The sequence below is a fragment of the Streptomyces coeruleoprunus genome, assembly GCF_039542925.1.
GTDB classification, from domain to species: domain Bacteria; phylum Actinomycetota; class Actinomycetes; order Streptomycetales; family Streptomycetaceae; genus Streptomyces; species Streptomyces coeruleoprunus.
In genome coordinates this window covers 3,077,028-3,102,985 of sequence record NZ_BAABIT010000001.1, presented here as the reverse complement: position 1 = coordinate 3,102,985, position 25,958 = coordinate 3,077,028, and the positions used below count along the sequence as shown (strand labels likewise).

At 70.1% G+C, this 25,958-nt stretch carries 24 protein-coding genes and 2 rRNA genes; 16 read left to right on the top strand and 10 right to left on the bottom strand.

Annotated elements, in window-relative coordinates; translation table 11 throughout:
* Positions 1–260 precede the first annotated feature (260 nt).
* From ABEB09_RS13510 to ABEB09_RS13465, 10 genes are all read left to right on the top strand, one after another.
* A 23S ribosomal RNA gene (locus ABEB09_RS13510) occupies positions 261–3,381 on the top strand.
* A gap of 74 nt (positions 3,382–3,455) precedes the next feature.
* Positions 3,456–3,572, top strand: a 5S ribosomal RNA gene (gene rrf, locus ABEB09_RS13505).
* 62 nt (positions 3,573–3,634) lie between these two features.
* A complete protein-coding gene (locus ABEB09_RS13500) occupies positions 3,635–4,279 on the top strand; it encodes an HAD family hydrolase (protein WP_345690141.1) in 645 nt (214 codons plus the stop codon).
* Between the two features lie 43 nt (positions 4,280–4,322).
* On the top strand, positions 4,323–5,513 hold the full coding sequence (locus ABEB09_RS13495) for an MFS transporter (RefSeq protein WP_345690140.1): 1,191 nt from the start codon (positions 4,323–4,325) through the stop codon (positions 5,511–5,513).
* Positions 5,482–6,660 carry an acetoin utilization protein AcuC gene (locus tag ABEB09_RS13490; RefSeq protein WP_345690139.1) on the top strand — a complete coding sequence of 393 codons (1,179 nt, stop codon included), beginning with the start codon at positions 5,482–5,484 and terminating at the stop codon, positions 6,658–6,660. The genes ABEB09_RS13495 and ABEB09_RS13490 overlap by 32 nt, the downstream gene beginning before the upstream one ends.
* A gap of 98 nt (positions 6,661–6,758) precedes the next feature.
* Complete coding sequence (locus ABEB09_RS13485) at positions 6,759–7,574, top strand: phosphatase (RefSeq protein ID WP_345690138.1); 816 nt, start codon at positions 6,759–6,761, stop codon at positions 7,572–7,574.
* Between the two features lie 128 nt (positions 7,575–7,702).
* On the top strand, positions 7,703–7,915 hold the full coding sequence (locus ABEB09_RS13480; protein WP_345690137.1) for a helix-turn-helix domain-containing protein: 213 nt from the start codon (positions 7,703–7,705) through the stop codon (positions 7,913–7,915).
* A gap of 121 nt (positions 7,916–8,036) precedes the next feature.
* Complete coding sequence (locus tag ABEB09_RS13475; protein ID WP_003948845.1) at positions 8,037–8,135, top strand: 30S ribosomal protein bS22; 99 nt, start codon at positions 8,037–8,039, stop codon at positions 8,133–8,135.
* Positions 8,136–8,333: 198 nt separating this feature from the next.
* Complete coding sequence (locus ABEB09_RS13470) at positions 8,334–9,386, top strand: NAD-dependent epimerase/dehydratase family protein (protein WP_345690136.1); 1,053 nt, start codon at positions 8,334–8,336, stop codon at positions 9,384–9,386.
* Positions 9,387–9,401: 15 nt separating this feature from the next.
* A complete protein-coding gene (locus ABEB09_RS13465) occupies positions 9,402–10,421 on the top strand; it encodes a lysophospholipid acyltransferase family protein (RefSeq protein WP_345690135.1) in 1,020 nt (339 codons plus the stop codon).
* An 84-nt stretch (positions 10,422–10,505) separates the two neighbouring features.
* On the opposite strand, the gene ABEB09_RS13460 is transcribed toward ABEB09_RS13465, so the two are convergent.
* The 3 genes from ABEB09_RS13460 to ABEB09_RS13450 form a co-directional block, all read right to left on the bottom strand.
* Complete coding sequence (locus ABEB09_RS13460) at positions 10,506–11,696, bottom strand: DUF5667 domain-containing protein (protein WP_345690134.1); 1,191 nt, start codon at positions 11,694–11,696, stop codon at positions 10,506–10,508.
* Between the two features lie 289 nt (positions 11,697–11,985).
* Positions 11,986–12,768 carry an ECF subfamily RNA polymerase sigma factor, BldN family gene (locus ABEB09_RS13455; protein ID WP_345690133.1) on the bottom strand — a complete coding sequence of 261 codons (783 nt, stop codon included), beginning with the start codon at positions 12,766–12,768 and terminating at the stop codon, positions 11,986–11,988.
* A gap of 456 nt (positions 12,769–13,224) precedes the next feature.
* On the bottom strand, positions 13,225–14,166 hold the full coding sequence (locus ABEB09_RS13450) for an HAD family hydrolase (RefSeq protein ID WP_345690132.1): 942 nt from the start codon (positions 14,164–14,166) through the stop codon (positions 13,225–13,227).
* Between the two features lie 114 nt (positions 14,167–14,280).
* On the opposite strand from ABEB09_RS13450, the gene ABEB09_RS13445 reads away from it, so the two are divergent.
* From ABEB09_RS13445 to hemB, 6 genes are all read left to right on the top strand, one after another.
* On the top strand, positions 14,281–14,550 hold the full coding sequence (locus ABEB09_RS13445; RefSeq protein WP_345690131.1) for a glutaredoxin family protein: 270 nt from the start codon (positions 14,281–14,283) through the stop codon (positions 14,548–14,550).
* Between the two features lie 271 nt (positions 14,551–14,821).
* Positions 14,822–15,604 carry a redox-sensing transcriptional repressor Rex gene (locus ABEB09_RS13440; protein ID WP_345690130.1) on the top strand — a complete coding sequence of 261 codons (783 nt, stop codon included), beginning with the start codon at positions 14,822–14,824 and terminating at the stop codon, positions 15,602–15,604.
* Complete coding sequence (locus ABEB09_RS13435; protein WP_345690129.1) at positions 15,601–16,956, top strand: glutamyl-tRNA reductase; 1,356 nt, start codon at positions 15,601–15,603, stop codon at positions 16,954–16,956. Before ABEB09_RS13440 ends, ABEB09_RS13435 begins: the two co-directional genes overlap by 4 nt.
* A complete protein-coding gene (hemC, locus tag ABEB09_RS13430; RefSeq protein ID WP_345690128.1) occupies positions 16,953–17,930 on the top strand; it encodes a hydroxymethylbilane synthase in 978 nt (325 codons plus the stop codon). The genes ABEB09_RS13435 and hemC overlap by 4 nt, the downstream gene beginning before the upstream one ends.
* The gene (locus tag ABEB09_RS13425) at positions 17,927–19,594 is read left to right on the top strand and encodes a bifunctional uroporphyrinogen-III C-methyltransferase/uroporphyrinogen-III synthase (protein WP_345690127.1); all 1,668 of its coding nucleotides are present in this window, start codon (positions 17,927–17,929) and stop codon (positions 19,592–19,594) included. The genes hemC and ABEB09_RS13425 overlap by 4 nt, the downstream gene beginning before the upstream one ends.
* A gap of 140 nt (positions 19,595–19,734) precedes the next feature.
* Positions 19,735–20,730, top strand: a complete 996-nt coding sequence (gene hemB / locus ABEB09_RS13420) for a porphobilinogen synthase (RefSeq protein ID WP_345690126.1) — start codon at positions 19,735–19,737, stop codon at positions 20,728–20,730.
* 8 nt (positions 20,731–20,738) lie between these two features.
* Here the strand turns inward: hemB and ABEB09_RS13415 are convergent, their stop codons facing one another.
* From ABEB09_RS13415 to ABEB09_RS13385, 7 genes are all read right to left on the bottom strand, one after another.
* The gene (locus tag ABEB09_RS13415; protein ID WP_345690125.1) at positions 20,739–21,428 is read right to left on the bottom strand and encodes a hypothetical protein; all 690 of its coding nucleotides are present in this window, start codon (positions 21,426–21,428) and stop codon (positions 20,739–20,741) included.
* Positions 21,425–21,952: a SigE family RNA polymerase sigma factor gene (locus ABEB09_RS13410; RefSeq protein WP_345690124.1), complete on the bottom strand. Its 528-nt coding sequence runs from the start codon at positions 21,950–21,952 to the stop codon at positions 21,425–21,427. The genes ABEB09_RS13415 and ABEB09_RS13410 overlap by 4 nt, the downstream gene beginning before the upstream one ends.
* A 91-nt stretch (positions 21,953–22,043) precedes the next feature.
* Positions 22,044–22,580, bottom strand: coding sequence for a hypothetical protein (locus ABEB09_RS13405; RefSeq protein ID WP_345690123.1), 537 nt, complete (start codon positions 22,578–22,580; stop codon positions 22,044–22,046).
* A gap of 117 nt (positions 22,581–22,697) precedes the next feature.
* On the bottom strand, positions 22,698–23,435 hold the full coding sequence (locus ABEB09_RS13400; protein ID WP_345690122.1) for a DUF4253 domain-containing protein: 738 nt from the start codon (positions 23,433–23,435) through the stop codon (positions 22,698–22,700).
* 29 nt (positions 23,436–23,464) lie between these two features.
* Positions 23,465–24,001, bottom strand: a complete 537-nt coding sequence (locus tag ABEB09_RS13395) for an SRPBCC family protein (protein ID WP_345690121.1) — start codon at positions 23,999–24,001, stop codon at positions 23,465–23,467.
* Between the two features lie 33 nt (positions 24,002–24,034).
* Positions 24,035–24,817, bottom strand: coding sequence for an ATP nucleotide 3'-pyrophosphokinase (locus ABEB09_RS13390; RefSeq protein ID WP_345690120.1), 783 nt, complete (start codon positions 24,815–24,817; stop codon positions 24,035–24,037).
* An 80-nt stretch (positions 24,818–24,897) separates the two neighbouring features.
* Positions 24,898–25,782 (bottom strand): NAD(P)-dependent oxidoreductase, encoded by an 885-nt coding sequence (locus tag ABEB09_RS13385; RefSeq protein WP_345690119.1) that lies wholly within the window; start codon positions 25,780–25,782, stop codon positions 24,898–24,900.
* Positions 25,783–25,958: the final 176 nt, after the last annotated feature.

Here is a 25,958-nt window from a genome sequence, read left to right as displayed (position 1 = left end):
ACTGCGAGCGAATGTCTCGCACGGTTGCTCATGGGTGGAACGTTGACTACTCGGCACGATCAGGAGATGGACCGCTAGTACTGCTTCGGCGTGGAACGCGGATCGGATCGAGGGATCGTGTCGGGCACGCTGTTGGGTGTCTGAGGGTGCGAGCGTTGCTCGCCCTTCATGCGCCGGCCCCAGTGAACTTGCTGTCTTGCAGCAGGGTGATGGGTGGCTGGTCGTTGCTTGAGAACTGCACAGTGGACGCGAGCATCTGTGGCCAAGTTTTTAAGGGCGCACGGTGGATGCCTTGGCACCAGGAACCGATGAAGGACGTGGGAGGCCGCGATAGGCCCCGGGGAGCTGTCAACCGAGCTTTGATCCGGGGGTGTCCGAATGGGGAAACCCGGCAGTCGTCATGGGCTGTCACCCGCTGCTGAACACATAGGCAGTGTGGAGGGAACGAGGGGAAGTGAAACATCTCAGTACCCTCAGGAAGAGAAAACAACCGTGATTCCGGGAGTAGTGGCGAGCGAAACTGGATGAGGCCAAACCGTATGCGTGTGATACCCGGCAGGGGTTGCGCATGCGGGGTTGTGGGATCTCTCTTTCACGGTCTGCCGGCCGTGAGACGAGTCAGAAACCGTTGATGTAGGCGAAGGACATGCGAAAGGTCCGGCGTAGAGGGTAAGACCCCCGTAGCTGAAACGTCAGCGGCTCGTTTGAGAGACACCCAAGTAGCACGGGGCCCGAGAAATCCCGTGTGAATCTGGCGGGACCACCCGCTAAGCCTAAATATTCCCTGGTGACCGATAGCGGATAGTACCGTGAGGGAATGGTGAAAAGTACCGCGGGAGCGGAGTGAAATAGTACCTGAAACCGTGTGCCTACAAGCCGTGGGAGCGTCGGACATCAGCTTGCTGGTGTCTCGTGACTGCGTGCCTTTTGAAGAATGAGCCTGCGAGTTTGCGGTGTGTTGCGAGGTTAACCCGTGTGGGGAAGCCGTAGCGAAAGCGAGTCCGAATAGGGCGATTCAGTAGCGCGCTCAAGACCCGAAGCGGAGTGATCTAGCCATGGGCAGGTTGAAGCGGAGGTAAGACTTCGTGGAGGACCGAACCCACCAGGGTTGAAAACCTGGGGGATGACCTGTGGTTAGGGGTGAAAGGCCAATCAAACTCCGTGATAGCTGGTTCTCCCCGAAATGCATTTAGGTGCAGCGTCGTGTGTTTCTTGCCGGAGGTAGAGCACTGGATAGGCGATGGGCCCTACCGGGTTACTGACCTTAGCCAAACTCCGAATGCCGGTAAGTGAGAGCGCGGCAGTGAGACTGTGGGGGATAAGCTCCATGGTCGAGAGGGAAACAGCCCAGAGCATCGACTAAGGCCCCTAAGCGTACGCTAAGTGGGAAAGGATGTGGAGTCGCAGAGACAACCAGGAGGTTGGCTTAGAAGCAGCCACCCTTGAAAGAGTGCGTAATAGCTCACTGGTCAAGTGATTCCGCGCCGACAATGTAGCGGGGCTCAAGCGTACCGCCGAAGTCGTGTCATTGCAGCATGAGGGCCAACGCCCGCTGTGATGGGTAGGGGAGCGTCGTGTGCCGGGTGAAGCAGCCGTGGAAGCGAGTTGTGGACGGTTCACGAGTGAGAATGCAGGCATGAGTAGCGATACACACGTGAGAAACGTGTGCGCCGATTGACTAAGGGTTCCTGGGTCAAGCTGATCTGCCCAGGGTAAGTCGGGACCTAAGGCGAGGCCGACAGGCGTAGTCGATGGACAACCGGTTGATATTCCGGTACCCGCTTTGAAGCGCCAGCGCTGAACCCAGCGATGCTAAGCCCGTGAAACCGCCGTGTGCGTCTTCGGACAATCACGGAGTGGTGGAGCCGGTGACCCAGACTGGTAGTAGGTGAGCGATGGGGTGACGCAGGAAGGTAGTCCAGCCCGGGCGGTGGTTGTCCCGGGGTAAGGGTGTAGCCCGAGAGATAGGCAAATCCGTCTCTCATGAGGGTGAGACCTGATGCCGAGCCGATTGTGGCGAAGTGGATGATCCTATGCTGTCGAGAAAAGCCTCTAGCGAGTTTCATGGCGGCCCGTACCCTAAACCGACTCAGGTGGTCAGGTAGAGAATACCGAGGCGTTCGGGTGAACTATGGTTAAGGAACTCGGCAAAATGCCCCCGTAACTTCGGGAGAAGGGGGGCCACGTCTGGTGATGGAGTTTTCCTCCGGAGCTGGGTGTGGCCGCAGAGACCAGCGAGAAGCGACTGTTTACTAAAAACACAGGTCCGTGCGAAGCCGTAAGGCGATGTATACGGACTGACGCCTGCCCGGTGCTGGAACGTTAAGGGGACCGGTTAGCTGACTTTCGGGTCGGCGAAGCTGAGAACTTAAGCGCCAGTAAACGGCGGTGGTAACTATAACCATCCTAAGGTAGCGAAATTCCTTGTCGGGTAAGTTCCGACCTGCACGAATGGCGTAACGACTTCTCGACTGTCTCAACCATAGGCCCGGTGAAATTGCACTACGAGTAAAGATGCTCGTTTCGCGCAGCAGGACGGAAAGACCCCGGGACCTTTACTACAGTTTGATATTGGTGTTCGGTTCGGCTTGTGTAGGATAGGTGGGAGACTGTGAAGCTTGGACGCCAGTTCAGGTGGAGTCGTCGTTGAAATACCACTCTGGTCGTGCTGGATGTCTAACCTGGGTCCGTGATCCGGATCAGGGACAGTGTCTGATGGGTAGTTTAACTGGGGCGGTTGCCTCCTAAAGGGTAACGGAGGCGCCCAAAGGTTCCCTCAGCCTGGTTGGCAATCAGGTGTTGAGTGTAAGTGCACAAGGGAGCTTGACTGTGAGACCGACGGGTCGAGCAGGGACGAAAGTCGGGACTAGTGATCCGGCGGTGGCTTGTGGAAGCGCCGTCGCTCAACGGATAAAAGGTACCCCGGGGATAACAGGCTGATCTTCCCCAAGAGTCCATATCGACGGGATGGTTTGGCACCTCGATGTCGGCTCGTCGCATCCTGGGGCTGGAGTCGGTCCCAAGGGTTGGGCTGTTCGCCCATTAAAGCGGTACGCGAGCTGGGTTTAGAACGTCGTGAGACAGTTCGGTCCCTATCCGCTGTGCGCGTAGGAATATTGAGAAGGGCTGTCCCTAGTACGAGAGGACCGGGACGGACGAACCTCTGGTGTGCCAGTTGTTCTGCCAAGGGCATGGCTGGTTGGCTACGTTCGGGAGGGATAACCGCTGAAAGCATCTAAGCGGGAAGCCTGCTTCGAGATGAGTATTCCCACCTCCTTGAGAGGGTAAGGCTCCCAGTAGACGACTGGGTTGATAGGCCGGATATGGAAGCCCAGCAATGGGTGGAGTTGACCGGTACTAATAGGCCGAGGGCTTGTCCTCAGTTGCTCGCGTCCACTGTGTTAGTTCTGAAGTAACGAACTCCCTTGCCGGTTGAGTTGTTATCTTCATAGTGTTTCGGTGGTCATAGCGTTAGGGAAACGCCCGGTTACATTCCGAACCCGGAAGCTAAGCCTTTCAGCGCCGATGGTACTGCAGGGGGGACCCTGTGGGAGAGTAGGACGCCGCCGAACAAATTTTGGGGAGAGCCCCGCACCATTCCGGTGCGGGGCTTTTCCGCGTTTAGGGTGGCTTCATGCGCTATGAACTGGTGATCTTCGACAACGACGGTGTGCTCGTCGACAGCGAGCCCATATCCAACACCGTCCTGGCCGGGTACCTCACCGAACTCGGGCACCCCACGTCGTACGAGGATTCCCTGCGCGACTACATGGGCGGGGCCATGCACCGGATCCACGACACGATCTTCGAAAGGACCGGGAAGCGGCTGCCCGACGACTTCGACGAGACGTTCCACGGGCGGGTCTTCGCCGCCTTCGAGCGCGACCTGACCGCCGTGGCCGGCGTCACCGACGTCCTCGGCAAGCTGGCGGCCGCCGGAGTGCCGTACTGCGTGGCCTCGTCCGGCAGTCATGAGCGGATCCGGGTCGGGCACCGCAAGACCGGGCTCGACCTGTGGTTTCCGGCCGGCACGGTGTTCAGCGCCCAGGACGTCGGCCGTGGCAAGCCCGCGCCCGACCTGTTCCTGCACGCCGCAGCGCGCATGGGCGTGGCGCCCGAGCGGTGCGTCGTCGTTGAGGACAGTCCCCTCGGCGTAGAGGCCGCCCTCGCGGCCGGGATGGACGTGTACGGCTTCACCGCGATGACCGGTGCGGGGCAACTCGACGGAGCCCGCGGGCACTTCGGCGACATGGCGCGGCTGCCCGAGCTGCTGCTGTGACGGATCTATCCACGGGCTGACCCCGGCCGTACTCTTTCCCGCCATGACCGATGCGCGGCTGCGGCGCGGGCGGGGAGCGCTGGCCTTCTGCTTTCTCGTGCAAGGCGTGGCGTTCGCGCTGCTCGTGACGCGGATCCCCGCCATCCAGGACCAGTACGGCGTCTCCGACGCGCTGCTGCCGGCGTTCCTCGCCGGGGTGCCCGTGCTCGCCGGCGTCGGGAGCGTCGCCACCGGCCGACTCGTGGCGCGCGTGCGGCCGAGCGTGGTCCTGCGGTGGGCGCAGCCCGTCGTACTGGTCGCGCTGGCGGCCGTGGGGGCCGGTCAGCAGGGCTGGCAACTCGCCGTCGCCCTCGGGGTGTTCGGGCTCGCGGTGGGAGCACTCGACGCGTCCATGAACATGCTGGGGGTGAGCCTCCAGGCCGCGTACGGGCGGAGCATCATGCTTGGCTTCCACGCGGCGTACAGCCTGGGCGGGATCGGCGGGGCGTCGCTGGCCTGGGCCGGGGCGCACTGGGGGGTGCCGCTGGGGCTGTCGTACCTGCCGGTCGTCGCCGTACTGCTGCCGGCGGCGCTGGCAGGCAGCCGCTGGTACGTCGACGGGGAACCGGCCCGGGACGCGGGGGAGCCGGGGCGGGGCGTGGGCTTCGGGCTGCTGCTGCCGCTGTGCCTGGTGATGGCGTTCGCGTACATCGGCGACTCGACGGTGTCGAACTGGAGCGCCAAGTACCTCCAGGACGTGCTCGGCGGGTCCGAGGCGCTGGCGACCGTCCCGTACAACGCCTATATGGCGACCACCCTGCTCGGGCGGGCCGTGGGGGACCTGGGGGTGCGGCGGTTCGGGGCCGTCGCGGTCGTGCGCGGCGGGGCGCTGCTCGCGGCGGCAGGGTTCGCGGTGGTGGCCGGGGCTCCCGGGGCGTGGGTGGGGCTGGCCGGGTTCACCGTGCTGGGGCTCGGGCTGAGCGTGCTCGTGCCGCAGACGTTCGCGGCGGCCGGCCGGCTGTTCCCGGGGGCGAGCGACGCGGCCGTGGCGCGGCTGAACGTCTTCAACTATGTCGGCTTCCTCATCGGGTCGCCGCTCGTCGGCGTGCTGGGCGACGCCTGGAGCTACCGGGGGGCGATGCTCGTGCCGCTGGTGTTGGTGCTGGTGACGCTCGTGTACGCCCGTTCGTTCGGCGGCGGGGCCGCCCGATACGGTGGCGGTCATGAGCGGCCGCGCACTGTTGATGTGGGATGACGCTGTCACCGGGTACGACTTCGGGCCGAGCCACCCGATGGATCCGGTGCGGCTCGCGCTGACCATGGGGTTGGTACGGGCCTTGGAGCTGGACCGGCGGATCGAGGTCGTGGCGGCCAAGCCGGCCGGGGACTCGACCCTGCGGCTGGTGCACCGCGACGACTACGTGGCGGCCGTACGGGCCGCGTCCGCGAACCCGGCGGACGCCGACCAGTCGTACGGGCTCGGCACGCTCGACGACCCGGCGTTCGCCGGGATGCACGAGGCGTCCGCGCTGATCGCCGGGCAGTCGGTCGGCGCGGCGGAGGCCGTGTGGCGGGGCGAGGCCGCGCACGCGGTGAACTTCGCCGGCGGCCTGCACCACGCGATGCCGGGCGCCGCCGCCGGCTTCTGCATCTACAACGACGCCTCCCTGGCCATCGCACGGCTCCTGGAGCTGGGCGCCGAGCGCGTGGCGTACCTGGACGTGGACGTCCACCACGGCGACGGGGTGCAGGCGGCGTTCTGGGACGACCCGCGGGTGCTGACCATCTCGCTGCACGAACACCCGCGGATGCTGTTCCCCGGCACCGGGTGGCCCGAGGAGACCGGCGGGTCCGGGGCGGCCGAGGGCAGCGCGGTGAACGTGGCGCTCCCGGCGGGCCTCGGCGACCCGGGATGGCTGCGGGCGTTCCACGCGGTCGTCCCGGAGCTGCTGGCGGAGTTCCGGCCGCAGGTGCTGGTGACCCAGCACGGGGCCGACACGCACTTCGAGGATCCGCTGGCGCACCTGGCGGTGTCCCTGGACGCCCAGCGGGCCGTGCAGCTGGCCTGCCACGGCCTGGCGCACGAGTACGCCGAACGCGGCCGCTGGGTGGCCCTGGGCGGCGGCGGCTACGCCGTCGTGGACGTCGTACCGCGGTCGTGGACGCACCTGGTGGGCATCGCGGCGGGCGAGCCGGTCGCGCCCGAGACGGAGACGCCGGAGTCGTGGCGGCACGAGGTGTACGCGCGGACGCGGCAGATGGCTCCGGCGCGGATGACGGACGGGCGGTGGCCGGTGACGTGGCGGTCCTGGGAGGACGGCTACGACCCGGCGGACCGGCTGGACCAGGCGGTGTTGGCGACCCGCAGGGCGGTCTTCCCGCTGCGGGGGCTGCTGGCCTAGGCGGCCGCCGTCGTGGCGACGCCGCGCCGTTACGCCAACTGTGCGTTCCGCGGCGGTTCTTGGAGCCGTGGGTGAGCCGGTGCGGCAGCATCGGCAGGGTGCTGAGTACGGGCGCGCTGCGCGCACATCTGCTGGCGGCCAGGCTGGCCGGTCCGGTGGCCACGTCGCGGGAGGAGAGCCTGCGCAGCTACCGGCTGTTCGTGGCGGGCGACCCGCGGGTCACGCTCGGCCTGGAGCCGGACTGGCGGTGGAACGAGCGGGACCTGCTGCGGCTCATGGCCGACAAGTGCGGGGTGTCGGACGACCCGGAGCACCGGTCGGGTCCGGACGTCATCGACCCGGAGCGGACGCTCGGCGCGCTGGACGCGTTCGCCGCGCGGCTCGCGGCGGCCGCGGAGCGGCGGGCTCCGGTGCTGTTCGGGACCGGTCATCCGCACAGGTTGCTGGGGTTCTACGCCACTTTGGCAGACGCGATGTCGTCGGCGGGATGCCTCGTCATCACCCCGGCGCAGGGGAGATGTATCGACATAACGACCCGGTTTGGCGTACGCACGTACAACCTCGACTACGTACGAGGAGTCGCGCTGGTGCGGGAACCCGAGGTCGAAGGCGCCGGTTGTGAGCCGGGCGCGCACACCCATTCCCCACTGCCCGTCAGGGTGGCGCTGGGTGCGGCGGCGGACGGTGACGGCCCTCTTCCGGAGCTCGTGGTGGGGGACCACGGATGGGTCTGCGGGGCAGGTCAGCTGGGGATTGAGGCCATCGGACTGGCCGACACGGACGACCCGGCGCTGTTCGTCGGCGAAGCGGAGGGGCGCGTGTCCGTGGCCGTGCCCCTGGATGATGCCGTGCGGTCCGATTACTACCGGCCGCTTACTCGCTATGTACTCAATCGGGCGTGTCTGTCACAGTAGGCGGCGGATGGCTGCTCCTCTTCCCCACTCGTATCACCCGCCCCTAGTCTGGGGAGTGAGCGCACAGCGACGAAGAGTCACCGGAGGGGAAGCCGGTGGGCGTCATGTGCGGAAGGTACAGGTGGGTCATGGTTGCTGCTGGCGAGACGCCTCTCAACGAGGTCAAGTTCCTGACCGTGGCGGAAGTTGCCTCGGTGATGCGCGTGTCGAAGATGACCGTGTACCGGTTGGTGCACAGCGGTCATTTGCCGGCGATCCGGGTGGGCAGGTCCTTCCGGGTGCCGGAGCGCGCGGTCCACGAGTACCTCCGCGAGTCCTTCGTGGGGGTGGAGACCGCGTAGATCGGAGCCTTTCGCCCCCTCGGATTACGAGCTCGTCGCTCCGCCGGGTAGGCTAGGCCGACGTAGGTCGTGTGGGCCCAGACGCCCCGCACCGAGTGAAGAGAAGTGAGCGAGGGTAGTCGTGGGCTCTGTTATCAAGAAGCGGCGCAAGCGGATGGCGAAGAAGAAGCACCGCAAGCTTCTGAAGCGCACCCGCGTTCAGCGCCGTAACAAGAAGTAAGCGGCGGCTGTACGTGCGCCAAGCGCGGCCCTCCCACCGGTTCCGGTGGGAGGGCCGCTGTCTTTCCCGACACGGGTGACACGGGTGAAGTAGTCGCCAAGGTCGTCCCTGGGTCATCACAGCGCAACACGGAACCGCTACGGTGGCGCCTGTGGGGACGGCTCCCCGCACGCGACACCGAACGGGAAGGCGCGGGTCTTGGGGAAGGTCGTGCTCGTCACCGGGGTGGCCCGGAAACTCGCGGGACGTTTCGTACGGCGTGCCATGCGGGACCCCGGGGTGGAGCGGGTCGTCGCTGTGGACGCGGTCACACCCGAGCATCCGCTGGGCGGTGCGGCGTTCGTCCGCGCGGACATCCGGCAGCCGGCCATCGGGCGGGTCCTCGCCGAGTTCGGTGTCGACACGGTCGTCCACATGGACGTCACCGCGACCCCGCTGGGCGCCGGCGGCCGGACCGCGGTCAAGGAGACCAACGTCATCGGGACGATGCAGCTCCTCGGCGCCTGCCAGAAGTCGCCCACGATCCAGCGGCTCGTGGTGAAGTCCAGCACCAGCGTGTACGGCTCGGCGCCTCGCGACCCGGCCGTGTTCACCGAGACGACGCCTCCGAAGTCGTTGCCGAGCGGCGGTTTCGCCAAGGACGTCGTCGAGGTCGAGGGCTATGTGCGCGGCTTCGCGCGGCGCCGCCCCGACGTCGCCGTGTGCGTGCTGCGCTTCGCGAACATCCTCGGACCCGAGGCCCAGTCGCCGCTCGCCGAGTACTTCTCGCTGCCGGTGCTGCCGACCGTGTTCGGCTACGACCCGCGGCTGCAGTTCGTCCACGAGGACGACGTCATCGACGTCCTGCGGATCGCGTCGTCCGACCCGCGCCGCGCCACGCTGAACAGCGGCACGTTCAATGTGGCGGGCGACGGGGTGCTGACGCTGTCGCAGTGCTCCCGTCGGCTGGGCACGCCGACGGTGCCGCTGCTGCTGCCGGCCGTCACCTGGGTCGGCACGGCGCTGCGGACGGTCGGCGCGAGCGACTTCTCTCCCGAGCAGATCCGGCTGCTGACGCACGGCCGGGTGGTCAGCACCGTCCAGATGCGCGAGACGCTCGGTTTCGAGCCGAAGTACACGACGGCGGAGGCCTTCGCGGACTTCGCCCGGCACCGGGGGCCGGGGCTGCTGCCGCCGCAGGCCCTCGCGTCGGTGGTCGACCGGCTGGCCGCGAAGGCCGTGCGCGGTGCCGGATCTCACACCGCGGGATAAGGAGCGCAAGGAACGATGGCGGACGCCAAGGTCATTCCGTTCGACGACGACCGGCCGCGCGGAGGCACACAGCGAGCGGGCAGACGGCGGTCCCGGCCCGCCGACGCCGCCGGCGGGGTCACCCCACTGCCGGGCGGCCGACAGGCCGCGGACCCGGACGCCCCGCCGCCCCGACGTGCCGCGGGCGCCAAGGCCGGCGGTTGGGAGCAGCGCCTCGCCGGCGGACTGGCCTTCCTCCGGCGCCGTATCACCGGCGAGTACGAGGTCGACGAGTTCGGTTACGACGAGGAACTCACCGACCAGGTCCTGATGTCGCTGCTGCGACCGCTGTACGAGAAGTACTTCCGCGTCGAGGTGAAGGGCATCGAGAACATCCCGTCCGAGGGCGGGGCGCTCGTCGTGGCCAACCATTCGGGGACGCTGCCGCTCGACGGGCTGATGCTCCAGGTCGCCGTGCACGACAACCACCCGGCGGGCCGCCATCTGCGACTGCTGGCGGCGGACCTGGTCTTCATGCTGCCCGTGGTGAGCGAGATCGCCCGGAAGGCCGGGCACACCCTGGCGTGCGCCGAGGACGCCGAACGGCTGCTGGCGCGGGGCGAGGTCGTCGGCGTGATGCCGGAGGGTTTCAAGGGGATAGGGAAACCGTTCAGCGAGCGCTACAAGCTGCAGCGGTTCGGCCGGGGCGGATTCGTCTCGACGGCGCTGCGCGCCGGGGCGCCGATCGTGCCGTGCTCCATCGTGGGCGCGGAGGAGATCTACCCGATGATCGGCAACGCGAAGACGCTGGCGCGTGTGCTGGGCGTCCCGTACGTCCCGATCACGCCCACCTTCCCCTGGCTGGGGCCGTTGGGGGCGGTGCCGCTGCCGACGAAGTGGACGATCCAGTTCGGGGAGCCGATCCCCACCGACGGGTACGCGCCGGAGGCGGCGGAGGACCCGATGCTGATGTTCAACCTGACGGACCAGGTGCGCGAGCAGATCCAGCACACGCTGTACAAGCTGTTGGTGCAGCGGCGGTCGGTGTTCTTCTGACGGTGGCTCCGCTGGTCCGACGACGCGTACGACGATGGGCGCCGCTCCTTTCGGAGGGCGCCCATCGTCGTACGTGCCGTGCTCCTACCGCTTGTCCTCCCCGTCGATGCCGAGGCCCGGGAGCAGGTCCGGCAGGAGCGGGGGGATGGTGACGTCCGGTGCGGGGGCCGGGGCGTCGGTGCCGCCCTGGGCCGGTGGGGACGTCGTCGGGCTGTCCTGCTCCAGCAGTCCGCCCGTGTTGCCGCCGAGCAGGCCGTCGTCCGACGCGGTGCCGCTGCCGGACGGCTGGGGCTTGCCCGGGCTGCTCGACGTGCGGGACTCGGGGCTGGACGGGGCGTCGGCGGACGGGCCGCTGCCGGTGGAGTGGCCCGTGGAACCCGGGTTTCCACCGCTGCGGCCGTTCTTCTCGTTCGCGCCCGGCAGCTGCGACTGGAGCGGGCCGACCTCGTCGTCTATGGCGTTGAAGACGGACGTCACCTGATCGCGTACGTCGGTCAGCTGCGGGGGCAGCTGGGCGCTCATGCCGTCCCATGTGCCGCGGTGGTTGCGTGCGAACGAGTCGAGCGTGGCCATCGGGCCGATGCCGCCGTCCCTCTCGTACGCGAGACGCAGCAGGCGGTGGCCTTCGGTCACGTCGCGCTGCATACCGCTCAGGACGCGCCTGATCTCGTTGAGGGACTCGTGGTCCAGTTCGCCGAGGCGTCCGCGTTCCATCAGGCGGCGGGCTTCGCTGAGCCGGGTGGAGGCGTGGTCCAGGAGGATCTCACCGCGGTCGGCGTCGTCGTCCGCCATCCCGAGCGTGAGGTCCTCCATGCCCCGCTTCAGTCCGTACAGCGAATCACCGGGGAGGGCGTCGGAACTGGCAGCGGCCACCCCGCTGAACGCGCCCGCGGCCACTCCCACGGTGAGGCCGCCGGCGGCCAGCCCCTTCGACCAGCGGGACCGGGGCCGCAATTTCCGGAGCGCGGTGGCGCGGTGGGCGCCCCGGGCGCCGGCCGTCCGCTGCTCCGGCACCGTAGGGTCCGCGGACGCACCGCCCGCGGCCGTTCCCTCCTGAAGCATCGCCTCCATGGCGGCGACGAGCTGTGCTCGCTGCACCACCTTCACTTCGGGGTCCAACTCCGGCTTCGGCAGCTCGCCGAGGCCGTTCGCCAGAGCCAACAACCGGCCCTGCTCGGTCCGTTCGACCGACGCCTCGGGCTGCTGGGCCGCCTGATCTTCCAGGGCCTGGGCGAAGGCGTTCGCCCGCCGGTGCGCCGATACGTTCGCGATCACTGGCGGCACCTCCTCTCGTCATGACGGTCGACTCCCCAGGGGGTCCGGAAGGTTGCACACCTTGAGCACATCCACACGAACGAGTGAGTGGCTGTGGATACGGTGCGACCACAGGGAGCCTGCATCCCGCACAACGAGCTTCGCGGCACTTGGGTTACGCACGAAAGATGATCGGACCAGTGCGTCATGAAGGCGTTACCGATAGTGAGTTGACGGGTCGGGGGCGGCAGGAGCGGGGCGGCGGGTGGGGGGAACGGGGCGGGGACGCGGGACGGGCGGGCGGCCCGGATCAGCGGGCGTCTTCGGGGAGCAGGCGCGCCAAGGTGCGGACGGCCCGGTACTGGAGAGTCTTGATCGCGCCTTCGTTCTTGCCCATCACCCGTGCGGTCTCGGCGACGGACAGGCCCTGGAGGAAGCGCAGGGTGACGCACTCCTGCTGCTGCGGGTTGAGCTTGCGGACGGCTTCGAGCAGCGCGGCGTTCGAGAGGGACTCCAGGACCGAGTCCTCGGGGCTGCGCTCGACCTCGTTGGCGTCCAGCATTTCGCCCGTGGTCACTTCGAGCCGGAATCGGCTCGACTTGAAGTGGTCGGCGACCAGGTTCCGCGCGATCGTGACCAGCCAGGCGCCGAAGTCGCGGCCCTGCCAGGTGAACGTGGAGATACGGCGCAGGGCGCGCAGGAACGTCTCGCTGGTGAGGTCCTCGGCGGTCGCCTTGCCGCCGACGCGGTAGTAGATGTAGCGGTACACGGTGTCGCTGTACTGGTCGTACAGGCGGCCGAACGCCTCGGCCTCGCCGGCCTGGGCCCGCTCGACCAGCTCCATCATGCGGGCACTGTCGCTGTCGGCCGTGGGCCGGCGGGCAGCGGTCGAGGTGCCCGCGCCGCCCCTGCCGCCCCGTCTTCCGACGGCCGCGGCGCCGCCGTCGGCCAGGGCGTAGCAGGGACCGGCGGCTGCCGGTACGGCGAATGCGGGGACGGCGTACGCGGTGGGGACGAAGCCGCGCAAGTGGTCGAGGACCGTTGCGCGCAGCGTAGCCAGGCCCGAGGCGTCAACCCCGACGTGTGGGTACACGGGACTCCCAGAGGCAGAGCTTCCATCACGTGCAGTGCGGGACCGTTCACTCGTCGTGGCGACGTGTGGGGGGTTCCGTATGCGTCTGAGGAGAATAACGCTTCGTGCAGGGAGCGCTACACCGAGTTTCTCAAATCATCGATTCAGTCGCTTCTGTTACGGCTAAGAGACGGATCAAGTCGCACTTAGTGACCGTTTATTGATCGGATTACTTCGGGATCTGTGTGCCCGCGGGATGTGTTGTGGTCGAGTGCGGCGGGAGTGACTGGCGGGGGCGTCGGGCGGGTAAGACCCGTGATTGGCCCGGGCGCGCCGTGGCGCGCCGCCGTCCGGCCCTGGTGAGGACGCCCGAAGGTGGGGTTGCGGGGCGCGCGGAGGTACGGAGCCGTCCGGGTAGTGCGCCCGGGGCGCGTGTCGCGGCGCCGGAAGCCCCGGAGCCGTGGCGGGGAAGAGAGGTCAGCGGCGGCGGCGGTGGAGGGCCACCGCGGCGGCGGTGCCGCCGGCCAGGGCGCCCACGCCGGCCGCGGCCGGGATGCCGACCTTGGCCGCCTTGCGGCCGGTGCGGTAGTCGCGCAGCCGCCAGTCGCGCTCCTTGGCGTACTTGCGGAGCTTGGTGTCCGGGTTGATCGCGTACGGGTGGCCGACCAGCGACAGCATCGGGATGTCGTTGTGCGAGTCGCTGTACGCGGCGCAGCGGCTCAGTTCCAGGTTCTCCGCCGCCGCCAGGGCGCGGACGGCCTCCGCCTTGGCCGGGCCGTGCAGGGGCTCACCGACGAGCTTGCCCGTATAGACGCCGTCCACCGACTCGGCGACGGTGCCCAGCGCGCCCGTCAGGCCCAGGCGGCGGGCGATGATGGTGGCCGTCTCCACGGGGGCCGCGGTGACCAGCCAGACCTTCTGGCCCGCGTCGAGGTGGGCCTGGGCCAGGGCGCGGGTGCCGGGCCAGATGCGGTCGGCCATGTACTCGTCGTAGATCTCCTCGCCGATGGTCATCAGCTCGGAGACCCGGTGGCCCTTCACGATCGACAGGGCGCTGTCGCGGGCGTCCTGCATGTGCTCGGGGTCCTCGACGCCGGCCAGCCGGAACCAGGTCTGCTGCCAGGCGAACCGGGCCAGCTCGCGCCGCTGGAAGAACTTCCGCTTGTACAGGCCGCGGCCGAAGTGGAACAGGGCGGCGCCCTGCATCACCGTGTTGTCCAGGTCGAAGAAGGCTGCCGCGCGGACATCGCCGCGTACCGGAAACTCTGCTTCCGGTTCCGCTTCGGCCGCTTCGGCCTCCGCCAGGACCTCCAGCTGTTGCGACGTCTTGCGTGCTGCCTCCGCCGCGGCCTCGCCTGCCAGCACGCTGCGCGCGGTGGCGGAGCGCCTACGCGGGGTGAGCCATCCGAGTGCGGCCATGACGTGAGCATAGCCAGTGTGTTCGGTCCTTCCCGACCTGTGGGGATGCCGTGGCGTGAAATCCCGGGGACGCGTGTGTGAACGGGCCCGCGCTGCGGCGGCGACAATGGGCGCATGTTCGGACGTGCGAAGAAGAAGGCCGCCGGTCCGCGGACGGTCACCCTCATCGGGAAGCCCGGGTGTCATCTGTGCGACGACGCGCGTGCGGTGATCGAGCAGGTCTGCGCCGAGACGGGCGCACGGTGGGAGGAGAAGGACATCACCCAGGACGAGGCGCTCCACCGCGCCTACTGGGAGCAGATCCCCGTGGTTCTGATCGACGGCGCCCAGCACACGTTCTGGAAGGTGGACGCCGCGCGGCTGCGCCGTGAACTGCTGGCCTGACCGGTTACGGCAGTTACCATCGTGTGCGTTTTGTTGGCTTTCGGGGGCGTGATCGCGAGGAGTGTGTACGGAATTGCGCCCTTCGGATCATCAACGCGGCAGACCGCCCCACGGTTCCACGATGGCGCGATCGGCCCGCGTGACCCCGGTCACTTTGCGCGGACAAAGCGGACATCATCTTTGTGCACGCGTTCACAAAGACATAGCCTGCTGTCGACGGGGCGGTCTCGGGACGGGCCGCCCGCAGCCCCGCTCATCCCGCAGGAGCACCGTGGCAACTGGCCGAACTCACCGACCGGCGACTCGTAGCCGAGGCATCCCCGAGGCCACCGTCGCCAGGCTTCCGCTGTATCTGCGGGCGCTCACCGCACTGTCGGAGCGCTCGGTCCCCACGGTCTCGTCCGAGGAGCTCGCCGCGGCCGCCGGGGTCAACTCCGCCAAGCTGCGCAAGGACTTCAGCTACCTGGGCTCGTACGGCACCCGCGGTGTGGGCTACGACGTCGAGTACCTCGTCTACCAGATCTCCCGCGAGCTGGGCCTGACCCAGGACTGGCCGATCGTCATGGTCGGTATCGGTAACCTCGGCGCGGCCCTCGCCAACTACGGCGGCTTCGCCTCCCGTGGCTTCCGGGTCGCCGCGCTGATCGACGCCGACCCGGCCATGGTGGGCAAGCCGGTCGCGGGCATCGCGGTCCAGCACATCGACGACCTCGAGAAGATCATCGAGGAGAACGGCGTCTCCATCGGCGTCATCGCCACCCCGGCGGGCGCCGCCCAGCAGGTCTGCGACCGGCTCGTCGCCGCCGGCGTCACCTCGATCCTGAACTTCGCGCCGACCGTCCTGTCCGTGCCCGACGGCGTCGACGTCCGCAAGGTCGACCTCTCCATCGAGCTGCAGATCCTCGCCTTCCACGAGCAGCGCAAGGCCGGCGAGGAGCCCGGCGTCGGCGAAGCCGTCGTACCGCAGACCGCCGCCGTGCGGGGCGCCGCCGCCCCGGCCGCCGGCGGCCCGAAGGGACCGGACGGGGACCTGCCCGCCGTGATGCCGGCATGAGCCTCCTCGTCGTCGGCCTGAGCCACCGCAGCGCACCCGTCAGCGTGCTCGAGCGGGCCTCCCTCGACCCCGACACCCAGATCAAGCTCCTCCAGGACACCCTCGCCGCCGAGCCGGCCGTCGAGGCGACCCTGCTGGCCACCTGCAACCGCATCGAGCTGTACGCCGACGTGGACAAGTTCCACGCCGGTGTCGCCGAGCTGTCCACGCTGCTCGCCCAGCACAGCGGCGTGGGCCTGGAAGAGCTGACCCCCTATCTCTACGTGCACTACGAGGACCGGGCGGTCCACCACCTGTTCTCGGTGGCCTGCGGCCTGGACTCCATGGTCGTCGGCGAGGGCCAGATCCTCGGCCAGATCAAGGACGCCCTCGCACGCGCCCAGGAGCTGCACACCGCGGGCCGGCTGCTGAACGACCTGTTCCAGCAGGCCCTGCGGGTCGGCAAGCGCGCCCACAGCGAGACGGGCATCGACCGCGCCGGCCAGTCCCTGGTCACCTTCGGCCTCGAACAGCTCGCGGTCGGCACCGACGTGGAGACCTGGGCCAAGGGCAAGCGCGCCCTCGTCATCGGCGCCGGCTCCATGTCCTCGCTGGCCGCCGCGACCCTCGCCCGCGCGGGCGTGGACGAGATCGTCATCGCCAACAGGACCATGGAGCGCGCCCGGCGCCTCGTCCAGATCCTCACCGAGCCCGGTGGGACCGGCGTCGCCGCACGGGCGGTCGAGATGGTTGCCGTCGGCACCGAACTGGCCGCCGCCGACGTCGTCGTGTCCTGCACCGGCGCCACGGGCCTCGTCCTGACCGGTCAGGCGGTCGAGACCGCCATGATCGGCCGCACGGCGCCGCTCGCGCTGCTCGACCTGGCCATGCCGCGGGACATCGACGCCGCCGTCCACCGCATGGTCAACGTACGGCTCGTCGACATCGAGTCGCTCGCCGAGGCCTCCGCCGACGCGCCCATGGCCGCCGACGTCGACCGGGTGCGCGGCATCGTCTCCGACGAGGTCGCCGCGTTCGGCGCCGCCCAGCGCGCCGCGCACATCACGCCCACCGTCGTCGCCCTGCGCACCATGGCCGCCGACGTCGTGGCGAGCGAGATGGCCCGGCTGGAGGGCCGACTGCCCGGACTCGACGACAAGCACCGCGCCGAGATCACCCAGACCGTGCGCCGCGTCGTCGACAAGCTGCTCCACGCGCCGACCGTGCGGGTCAAGCAGCTCGCGAGCGAGCCCGGCGGCGCCGGGTACGCCGACGCGCTGCGCACACTCTTCGACCTCGACCCGGAGACGGTCGCCGCCGTCTCGCGGGCCGACCTGAATGACGCAGACGTCAAGAACCGAGGGCGAGTATGACCGAGAGGGCCCAGAGCACCCAGAGGGCATTGAGGCTGGGGACCAGGCGCAGCAAGCTCGCCATGGCCCAGTCCGGGCACGTCGCCGAGGCGGTTCGGCAGCTGACCGGGCGGCCCGTGGAGCTGGTGGAGATCACCACGTACGGGGACACCTCCCGTGAGCACCTCGCGCAGATCGGCGGCACCGGCGTCTTCGTCACCGCCCTGCGCGACGCGCTGCTCGCCGGCGAGGTCGACTTCGCCGTGCACTCGCTGAAGGACCTGCCCACGGCGCAGCCCGCCGAGCTGGCGCTCGCGGCGATCCCGCGGCGCGAGGACCCGCGCGACGTGCTGGTCGCCCGCGACGGTCTGACCCTCGACCGGCTGCCGGCCGGGGCCCGCGTGGGCACCGGCTCGCCGCGCCGCATGGCGCAGTTGAACGCGTACGCACGGAGCCACGGTCTGCGGATCGAGACCGTGCCCATCCGGGGGAACGTCGATACCCGTATCGGCTATGTACGCAGCGGGGAGCTGGACGCGGTGGTTCTCGCCGCGGCCGGTCTGAACCGCATCGGCCGGAGCGACGAGGTCACCGACTTCCTGTCGGTCGACACCGTCCTGCCCGCTCCCGGCCAGGGCGCCCTGGCGATCGAGTGCCCGGCCGCCGATGCCGCGCTCGTCGCCACGCTCGCGCAGCTCGACGACGCGCACACGCGGGCAGCCGTGACCGCCGAGCGGTCCCTGCTCGCCGCCCTCGAGGCAGGCTGCTCCGCCCCCGTGGGCGCGCTGGCCGATGTGCTCCCGGGTGAGCGGGATGTTCATGAGATGCGCCTGCGCGGCGTCGTCGGCACGACCGACGGCTCCTCGCTGGTGCAGTTGTCCACCACCGGTCCCGTACCCACGTCGCACGACGACGCGGTGGCCCTCGGTCGCGAACTCGCGGTCGAGATGCTCGCCAAGGGCGCGGCCGGTCTTATGGGGGAGCGAGCACTTTGAGCCCCACCACTGCATCCAAGGCTTCCTCGGCGTTCGCCGCGTGCGGCCACGTCACCTTCCTCGGCGCCGGACCCGGTGATCCGGGACTGCTGACACTGCGCGCCGTGGAGGCGCTGGCAGGCGCGGACGTACTGATCGCCGAGCCCGATGTGCTCGACGTCGTACGCGGCCATGCACGGGCGGGCGTGAGCACGCCTGAACTGGCAGTCGTTGACGATGCGTCAATGACCGCCGGGGTTCCCGTGTTGAGGGATGCGACCAATCTTGTCATGGAGGCCGCGCGCGGCGGCAAGCGGGTGGTGCGTGCGCTGAGCGGCGACCCGGGGCTCGACGGCAACGCGGGCGCGGAGATGCTCGCGTGCGCCGCCGAGGGCATCCCGTTCGAGGTCGTGCCCGGTGTCGCGACCGCCGTCGGCGTGCCCGCGTACGCCGGTGTGCCGCTGCGGGACGCGGAGGGCGCCGACGTGCGGTTCGTCGACGCGCGCACCGCGAGCGACCGCTGCTGGACGGAGGTGGGCGCGTCGGACGGCACGGTGGTGGTGTCCACGACCCTGGACTCCGTCGCCGCGGCCGCCGGTGAACTGGTCGCGGCCGGCCGCAAGCCGGACACCCCGATGACCGTCACCGCCGGCGGGACGACCACCCGCCAGCGGACCTGGACGGCGACCCTCGGCTCCATCGCCCAGGTGCTCAAGCAGGCGAAGGTGCTGCCCTCGCCCGAGGGCCACCAGCCCGTCATAGCCGTGGTCGGTGAGCGCAGCGCCGCCGCCCAGCGCGACCAGCTCGCGTGGTTCGAGTCCAAGCCGCTGTTCGGCTGGAAGGTCCTCGTGCCGCGCACCAAGGAGCAGGCGGCGTCGCTCTCCGACCAGCTCCGGTCGTACGGTGCCGTGCCCCACGAGGTCCCGACCATCGCGGTCGAGCCGCCGCGCACCCCGCAGCAGATGGAGCGCGCGGTCAAGGGCCTGGTGACGGGCCGGTACGAGTGGATCGCCTTCACCTCGGTCAACGCCGTCAAGGCGGTCCGGGAGAAGTTCGAGGAGTACGGGCTCGACGCCCGCGCCTTCGCCGGGATCAAGGTCGCGGCGGTGGGCGAGCAGACCGCGAAGGCCCTGATCGAGTTCGGTGTGAAGCCGGACCTCGTGCCGAGCGGCGAGCAGTCCGCGGCCGGGCTGCTGGAGGACTGGCCGCCGTACGACCCGGTGTTCGACCCGATCGACCGCGTCTTCCTGCCGCGTGCCGACATCGCGACCGAGACGCTGGTCGCGGGCCTCATCGAGCTGGGCTGGGAGGTCGACGACGTCACGGCGTACCGGACCGTGCGTGCCTCGCCGCCGCCGGCCGAGACCCGTGAGGCCATCAAGGGCGGCGGCTTCGACGCGGTGCTGTTCACCTCGTCGTCGACCGTGCGGAACCTGGTCGGCATCGCGGGCAAGCCGCACAACGTGACGGTGATCGCCTGCATCGGGCCCGCCACGGCCAAGACCGCCGAGGAGCACGGGCTGCGGGTGGACGTCCTGTCGCCGGAGCCGTCCGTGACGAAGCTGGCGGAGGCGCTGGCGGAGTTCGGCGCCCGGCGGCGTGCCGCGGCGGTGGAGGCCGGTGACCCGGTCACCCGGCCCAGCGAGCGGCGGCCCGGCGCGCGCCGGCGCCGGACGACGACGTAACGGTTCGCCCTGCGGGCGGTGGGCCGGCAGGTGCTGAGCGCGGCCGCCGGGGTGTGTACGCACCCCGGCGGTCCTGCGTTGCGCCCCAGCCCGACAGGGTGTCGGCAATTGCGGGCCCCGGTGCGGCGTAGCGTGGCTGCATGACTGTGTACGGATCCTTCCCCGGTGCGCGGCCGCGGCGGCTGCGTACGACGCCCACGATGCGGCGCATGGTCGCGGAGACGCGGCTGCACCCTGCCGACCTGATCCTCCCGGCGTTCGTACGGGAGGGCGTCGACGAGCCCGTGCCGATCGGGGCCATGCCCGGGGTCGTGCAGCACACGCGGGACACGCTGCGGAAGGCCGCCGTGGAGGCGGTCGAGGCGGGCGTCTCCGGCATCATGCTGTTCGGCGTGCCGGAAGAGGCGAAGAAGGACGCCGCCGGCACCGCCGGCACCGACCCGGACGGCATCCTCCAGGTCGCGATCCGGGACGTGCGGGCCGAGGTCGGGGACGAGCTGGTCGTCATGTCCGACCTGTGCCTGGACGAGTACACCGACCACGGCCACTGCGGCGTCCTCGACGCGGACGGCCGCGTCGACAACGACGCCACGCTGGAGCGGTACGCCGAGATGGCGCAGGTCCAGGCCGACGCGGGCGTCCATGTGGTGGGCCCCAGCGGCATGATGGACGGCCAGGTCGGCGTGGTGCGCGACGCGCTGGACACGATCGGCAAGGAGGACGTGTCGATCCTCGCGTACACCGCGAAGTACGCCTCCGCCTTCTACGGCCCGTTCCGCGAGGCCGTCGGCTCCTCCCTGCGCGGTGACCGCAAGACGTACCAGCAGGACTCCGCGAACGTCCGCGAGTCGATGCGGGAGCTGGCCCTCGACCTGGAGGAGGGCGCCGACATGGTGATGGTCAAGCCGGCCGGGCCCTACCTCGACGTCCTCGCCAGGGTCGCGGACGCCGTGGACGTCCCCGTGGCCGCGTACCAGATCAGCGGCGAGTACGCGATGATCGAGGCCGCCGCCGAGAAGGGGTGGATCGAGCGCGACAAGGCCATCCTGGAGTCGCTGACCGGCATCAAGCGGGCCGGCGCCCAGATGATCCTGACGTACTGGGCGACGGAGGTCGCCCGGCGACTGGGCCGCTAGGGCCTGCCCTAGGGGGGCCCTCCCGGCAATGCGGCCAGGACCTTGCCGGTGGCGTCGTAGAGGGTGATGGCGGCGTCCTGCGTACTCGGCGGAGTGCTGATGTACCAGGCGCCCCAGCCCGGGTTGCCGGGGAGTTCGACGAGCGTGGCCGTGGTGCTGCTCGTTCGGGTGGTGAAGACGATGCGGGCGGCCTTCCTGGTGCCGTAGTACACGCCGGAGTGGAAGACGCCGCCCGCCGCGCCCTCCGACTGGTGGCTCAGGCCCGGTTCGGCGGTCTTCAGGTTGCCGTCGGTGACGCTGCGGAAGTTCTCCCCGCCGTCCGGCGTCGACCAGTGCTTGCCCTCCGGCGTCAGCCACAACTGCACGCCGGGGGCGGGGGTGAGGCGCTGGCCGGGCTGGACGACGGTCGGCGGTTTCGCGGGCGGAGCGGGCGTGGGGCCCGTCGGCCGCGCGGTGTGCGCCGTGACGGCCGGGACGGCCAGCGACACCCCTTGCCGCGGGGTGAACGCGCGTACGGCCGTGACGGCGACGGCCGTCACGAGCAGTGCCGAGCCGAGGGCCAGCGCGGTCGACCGACGGCGCCGACGGGTGCGGCCCGCGCGCTCGACAGCCGCCAGGGGGACCGGCCCCGGGGTGATGTCGTGGGCGGCTTCGGCGAAGGCGTCGTGGAGGCTTCGCTCCTCGGGCTGGGGGGTCATGGGGTGGCTCCGGAGGGGGCGGGGGAGCGTGGGGCGAGTACGGGGTGGGCGCGCAGCGCCTCCAGGCCACGGCGGGCGTGGGTCTTGACCGTGCCGATCGAGCAGTTCAGCACGGCGGCGATCTCCTGCTCGCTCAGGTCCTCCCAGTAGCGCAGCACCATGACGGTGCGCTGGCGGGCGGACAGGTCCGCCAGGGCCCTGACGAGGGTGGCCCGCTGCTCGACGGCCTCGGCGTGGCCGGTGTGCGCGTGCCGGGGGGAGTCCGGCAGTAACGGCGTCAGCAGGTGCACCACTCGCCGTCTTCGCAGCCGGCTGAGGTTGTTGTTCACGAGGGAGCGGCGGACGTAGCGGTCCACCTCGTCACGGGGGATGCGCTGCCAGCGCGCGTACACCTTGGCCAGGGTCGTCTGCACCAGGTCCTCCGCCTCGTGGAAGTCGCCGGTGAGCAGGTGGGCCGTGCGCACCAGGCGCGGCCAGGCCGCCGTGGCGAACTCGGCGAATGCGGTGGCGGACTGCTGCTCCACGGTGACGGTCCTCGCGAGGGTGTGGTCGGCTGGTGGACCGCGGGTGGGGCCCGCCCCGTGCCGGGCCCCACCCGCGGGTACGGGGGGTGGCTCAGAAGTCGAAGCGGGGCAGCTCGGCGAGGACCCTGCCCCGGCTGTCGTAGAGCGTGATGGAGTGTCCGCCCTCCGTGCGCGGCGTGGTGATGTACCACGCGCCCCAGCCCGGGCCGCCGGGCAGCTGAACGAACCGGACGGCCGTCGTCCGGCCGTCGCGGTCGGTCAGCTCGGCCCTGGCCGCGTCCTTGGTGCCGTAGTAGACGCCCGAGTGGAACTCCCGCTTCTCACCCAGGCCTTCCGACTGGTGGCTGATGCCGGGCCGGCTCATGTCGAGGTTGCCGTCGACGACGCTGCGGAAGTTCTCCCCGCCGTCCGGCGTCGACCAGTGCTTGCCCTCCTCGGTCAGCCACAGCCGCACCCCGGCCGCCGCGTGCACCCGCTCGCCGGGCGCCACGATCCGTATCGGCGCCGCCGGCTCGGCCGCGGCGGCCGCCGCGCCCCTCTCGACCGGCGCCACGTGCGCCACGGCGGGTGCCGCCGCCATCACCGATGCGGTGACGGCCGTGGCGGCGATCAGCACGTACTTCTTCATCCATTGCTCCTGAGTGGCCGGCGATGTCGAACAGGTCGGAGTGGCGCCTCTCCAACCCTTCTAACTCCCGCCGGAGTGCGTACGGATGACAGCCGGACCGCAGGACGTGGGGTCAGGTCAGTCCCACCAGAACCACCACTCGCGCTGGCCGAGCACCGCCTCCGCTGCGTACTCCGCCAGCGATTCGGTGCCCTGCCAGACGTTGTCCGGGCAGAACGCGTGGTGCTCGGCTGCCACGGCGAGGGCGTGCTCCATGGTGCGCGGCGGGGCCGCGACCGAGAGGGACATCACGTCGGCGCCCAGGCCCACGACCCGTATCCCGAACCGGTCCTCCCACGAACGCAGCACCGTGGAGAGCGCGACGGCATCGGTGTGGTTGCAGGCGCCGCTCCAGCCCAGGGCGGCCGGGATGTCCGCGCTGCACCGGGCCGGGACGAGCGCGGCACGGGAGCCCTTGAAGTACTTGTCGTCCTGGGCGAGTTCGAGAGCCAGGAGAGCGGCCCGCTCGTCCGGATCGCCGTCCTGCTCGCCCGGCGCGGCCAGACCCGGCCACGTGCGTGTGAACGGCGCCGTCTCCAGGTGGGCGTCGTCGTCTTCCTCCTCCGGCTGGACGTACGCCCACAGGTCCGTGAGGGTCGCCACGGGGTCGAGGTCGTCGGCGTCGGCCACCTGGTCGACGAAGAGGTGCTGCCGCTCGGTGAGCAGCACCGGCTGGAGTCCCGCCGCCTCCCGGGCGGGCAGCAGGCGGCTCCACGTGTCGGGCCGCGCGGGCTCGTCGGCGTACCAGTAGGACGGCTGGACGCGCAGGGTGCCGGGCGGCAGGCCGAGGCCCAGGGCGTTCGGGTTGATGACCATGCGTCGACCCTAGGCGGCGCCACTGACAATCAGGCCTGCTCGCCCGTCTCCGCAAGGGACTTGATCCCGCGCAGTGTCGCCTCGATGTTGGTACGCAGCTCGCCGAGGCGCATCGCCACGATGGCCTCCTCGCGGTCCGGCGCCCGGTCGACGGCCAGGCTGACGCCGGACCGGGCGGGGCCGATCCGGGCCGACTGGCGCAGTACGGTGCCGCCGTCCCGCGGGGCCAGCTCGAAGCGCCACGAGGCCAGCGGGTGCGCCCAGTCCGGCTCGCCGCCGCCGAACCGGTCGTCCGGGTCGACGACGGCCCAGGCGAACACCCGCTCCTCGACCAGCTCCGTGACGCACGCGTGCGTGCGCCAGTCGCCGAGCAACTCGTGGTGGTTGCGGCCCTCGAAGCGGGCCCCCACGGCTAGGCCCCGCGCCCCGTCGAGCCATTCGGCGCGCTGGAGCTCCGGGCTGAGCCGGGCCGGGAGGCCGATGTCGGTCACGAGCCCCCACACAGATGCCGGAGGGGCCTCGATGGAGGTCTCACAGGTCACGGTCGGGCCGTCCGCATAGCGCATGTGTGCGAGCCTAGGCGGCGCCCCGGGCCGCTGTCAGCCGTTCGCGTTCGCGGGAGCGCCCGCCGGAACCGGTCGCGGGAGGGTGCCCGGGGCCGTGAGGCGATCGGCGCCCTCGGGGACGGGCACGGACGCGAAGATGGCGTTCTGCTGCTCCTGGAGCTCCTTCTTCCGCTCCGGCGACGTCGTGGGGAGCCGCTGCTCCTCGTACAGTTTGTGGGTCTCCTCCTGCGCCCACTTGCTCGCCGGCGTGTGGAACTGGATCTCGAACCGCATCCCCGAACGGGGCGCCCGCCAGGCCGAATTGACCGCCTTGTAGCCGTAGGTGTTTCCCCAGGTGTTCTTCCAGCGGATGCTGTCGTTGCCCCAGGAGGCCAGGTGCGAGGACGCGGCGGCCACGCCCGCCGTGTAGCTGCCGTCGGGCCATTGGAGCGTGTACCGGACGGCGTCGTTAATGGTGGCGAGCGCCGCCTCGACGCTCCGGCCGGGCGTCTCCCGCAGGGAGGTGGCGACCTTGCGCTTGAGGGAGTCCGGCGACTTCAGGCGGTTGCCGAAGCCGACCAGCTCGGCGTCCGTGAGCCAGGCCGCCGCCCTGACCTGCGGGCTGATGGAGCGCTCGGCGTCGCGCGCGTCGGCGATGAAGGCGTCGACCTTCGCGTTGTCGGCGGCGTTCAGGTGCAGCCCGTCCTGGTGCCAGCCGCCCTTGCCGCCGTCCCCGTCGTCGGCCTTCGCGGTCGACGGGCCGCACATCGCCAGGGCGGCGGCGAGGGCGGCGGCGGTGACGGTCCGCGGCAGGGCCTGCGTGGGCTGGGTGCTCATCGGTTGTGTGTCCTCTCCGGAGTGGGGATCCGGAGGGAGAACAGGTGGAACGCGGGGGAGGTTGCGCGGTGGCGGGGGACTCAGGCGTTCTGGTGGTCAAGTTTGAGCAGATCGGCGATGCGAGACAGGCCGTCCGCCGCGTGCCCCTGTTCCATCGCGCGGTCCAGGATCGCCTGGAACGGTGCGAAGAGTTCTCCGCTGACGCCCTGGTCGCGGAAGGTGGCCAGGAAGTTCGGGAACGCGGCGTGGTTGACCGCCATGCTCGACACGTCCGTCAGGTGCCGCCCGGAGTCCACGGCCCGTCCCCACTCGGGGGCGCCGGCCAGCATCGCCGTCACCCACGGCACCAGCAGCTCGGAGAAGTCCTCCGCCCCGATGCCCTCGGTACGTACGAGCGCGTACGCCTGCATGACGCCGATGACCATCCCGTACATCCCCGTCAGCAGCGACAGGTCGTACAGCGCCGCCAGGCCCGGGTCCGTGCCCGTCCAGCGGGTGCCGCCGAACACCGCGAGGGTGTCGCGGTGGGTCTCGTAGGCCTTCTCGTCGCCGCTGTAGAGGACGTACGCGTGCGGGCCGGCGATCATCTGCGGGACGGCCATGATGCCGCCGTCGAGGTACGAGGCGCCCTGCTCGGCGGCCCGGGCGGCCAGCTCGCGGGCCTGGGCGGGGGTGCCGTTGGTGAGGTTGACCAGCGTGCGGCCGGAGATCCGGTCGCCGAGCGCGTCGAGGACGTCCGCCACGTTGTCGTTGGCCAGGAGGCACACGACGACCAGCGGGCTCGCGGCGACGGCGTCCGCCGGGCTGTCGGCCGGCCGGGCGCCCTGCGCCACGAGGGGACCGGTCCTGGCGGCGGAGCGGTTCCAGACGGTGACGGGGTGACCCGCCCGCAGCAGGGCCGAGGCGAGGGCGGTGCCCATCATGCCGAGGCCCAGCACGGTCACAGGGGTCTTGGAATCGGGCATGGGTGTGCTCCTTCTCCATGGAACGTGGGAATCGATGCCGGAGATCGGCTCGCAATCGATCCTTGTCGGAGGGAGGAGGGGCCACAAGTACCGACTAATTCGTCAGCTGCGCACCAGAAGGTAAGTCATGCGGACCGGCCGGGCCCGCGGCGGGATGCTGCGCCGAACGGGCGAAC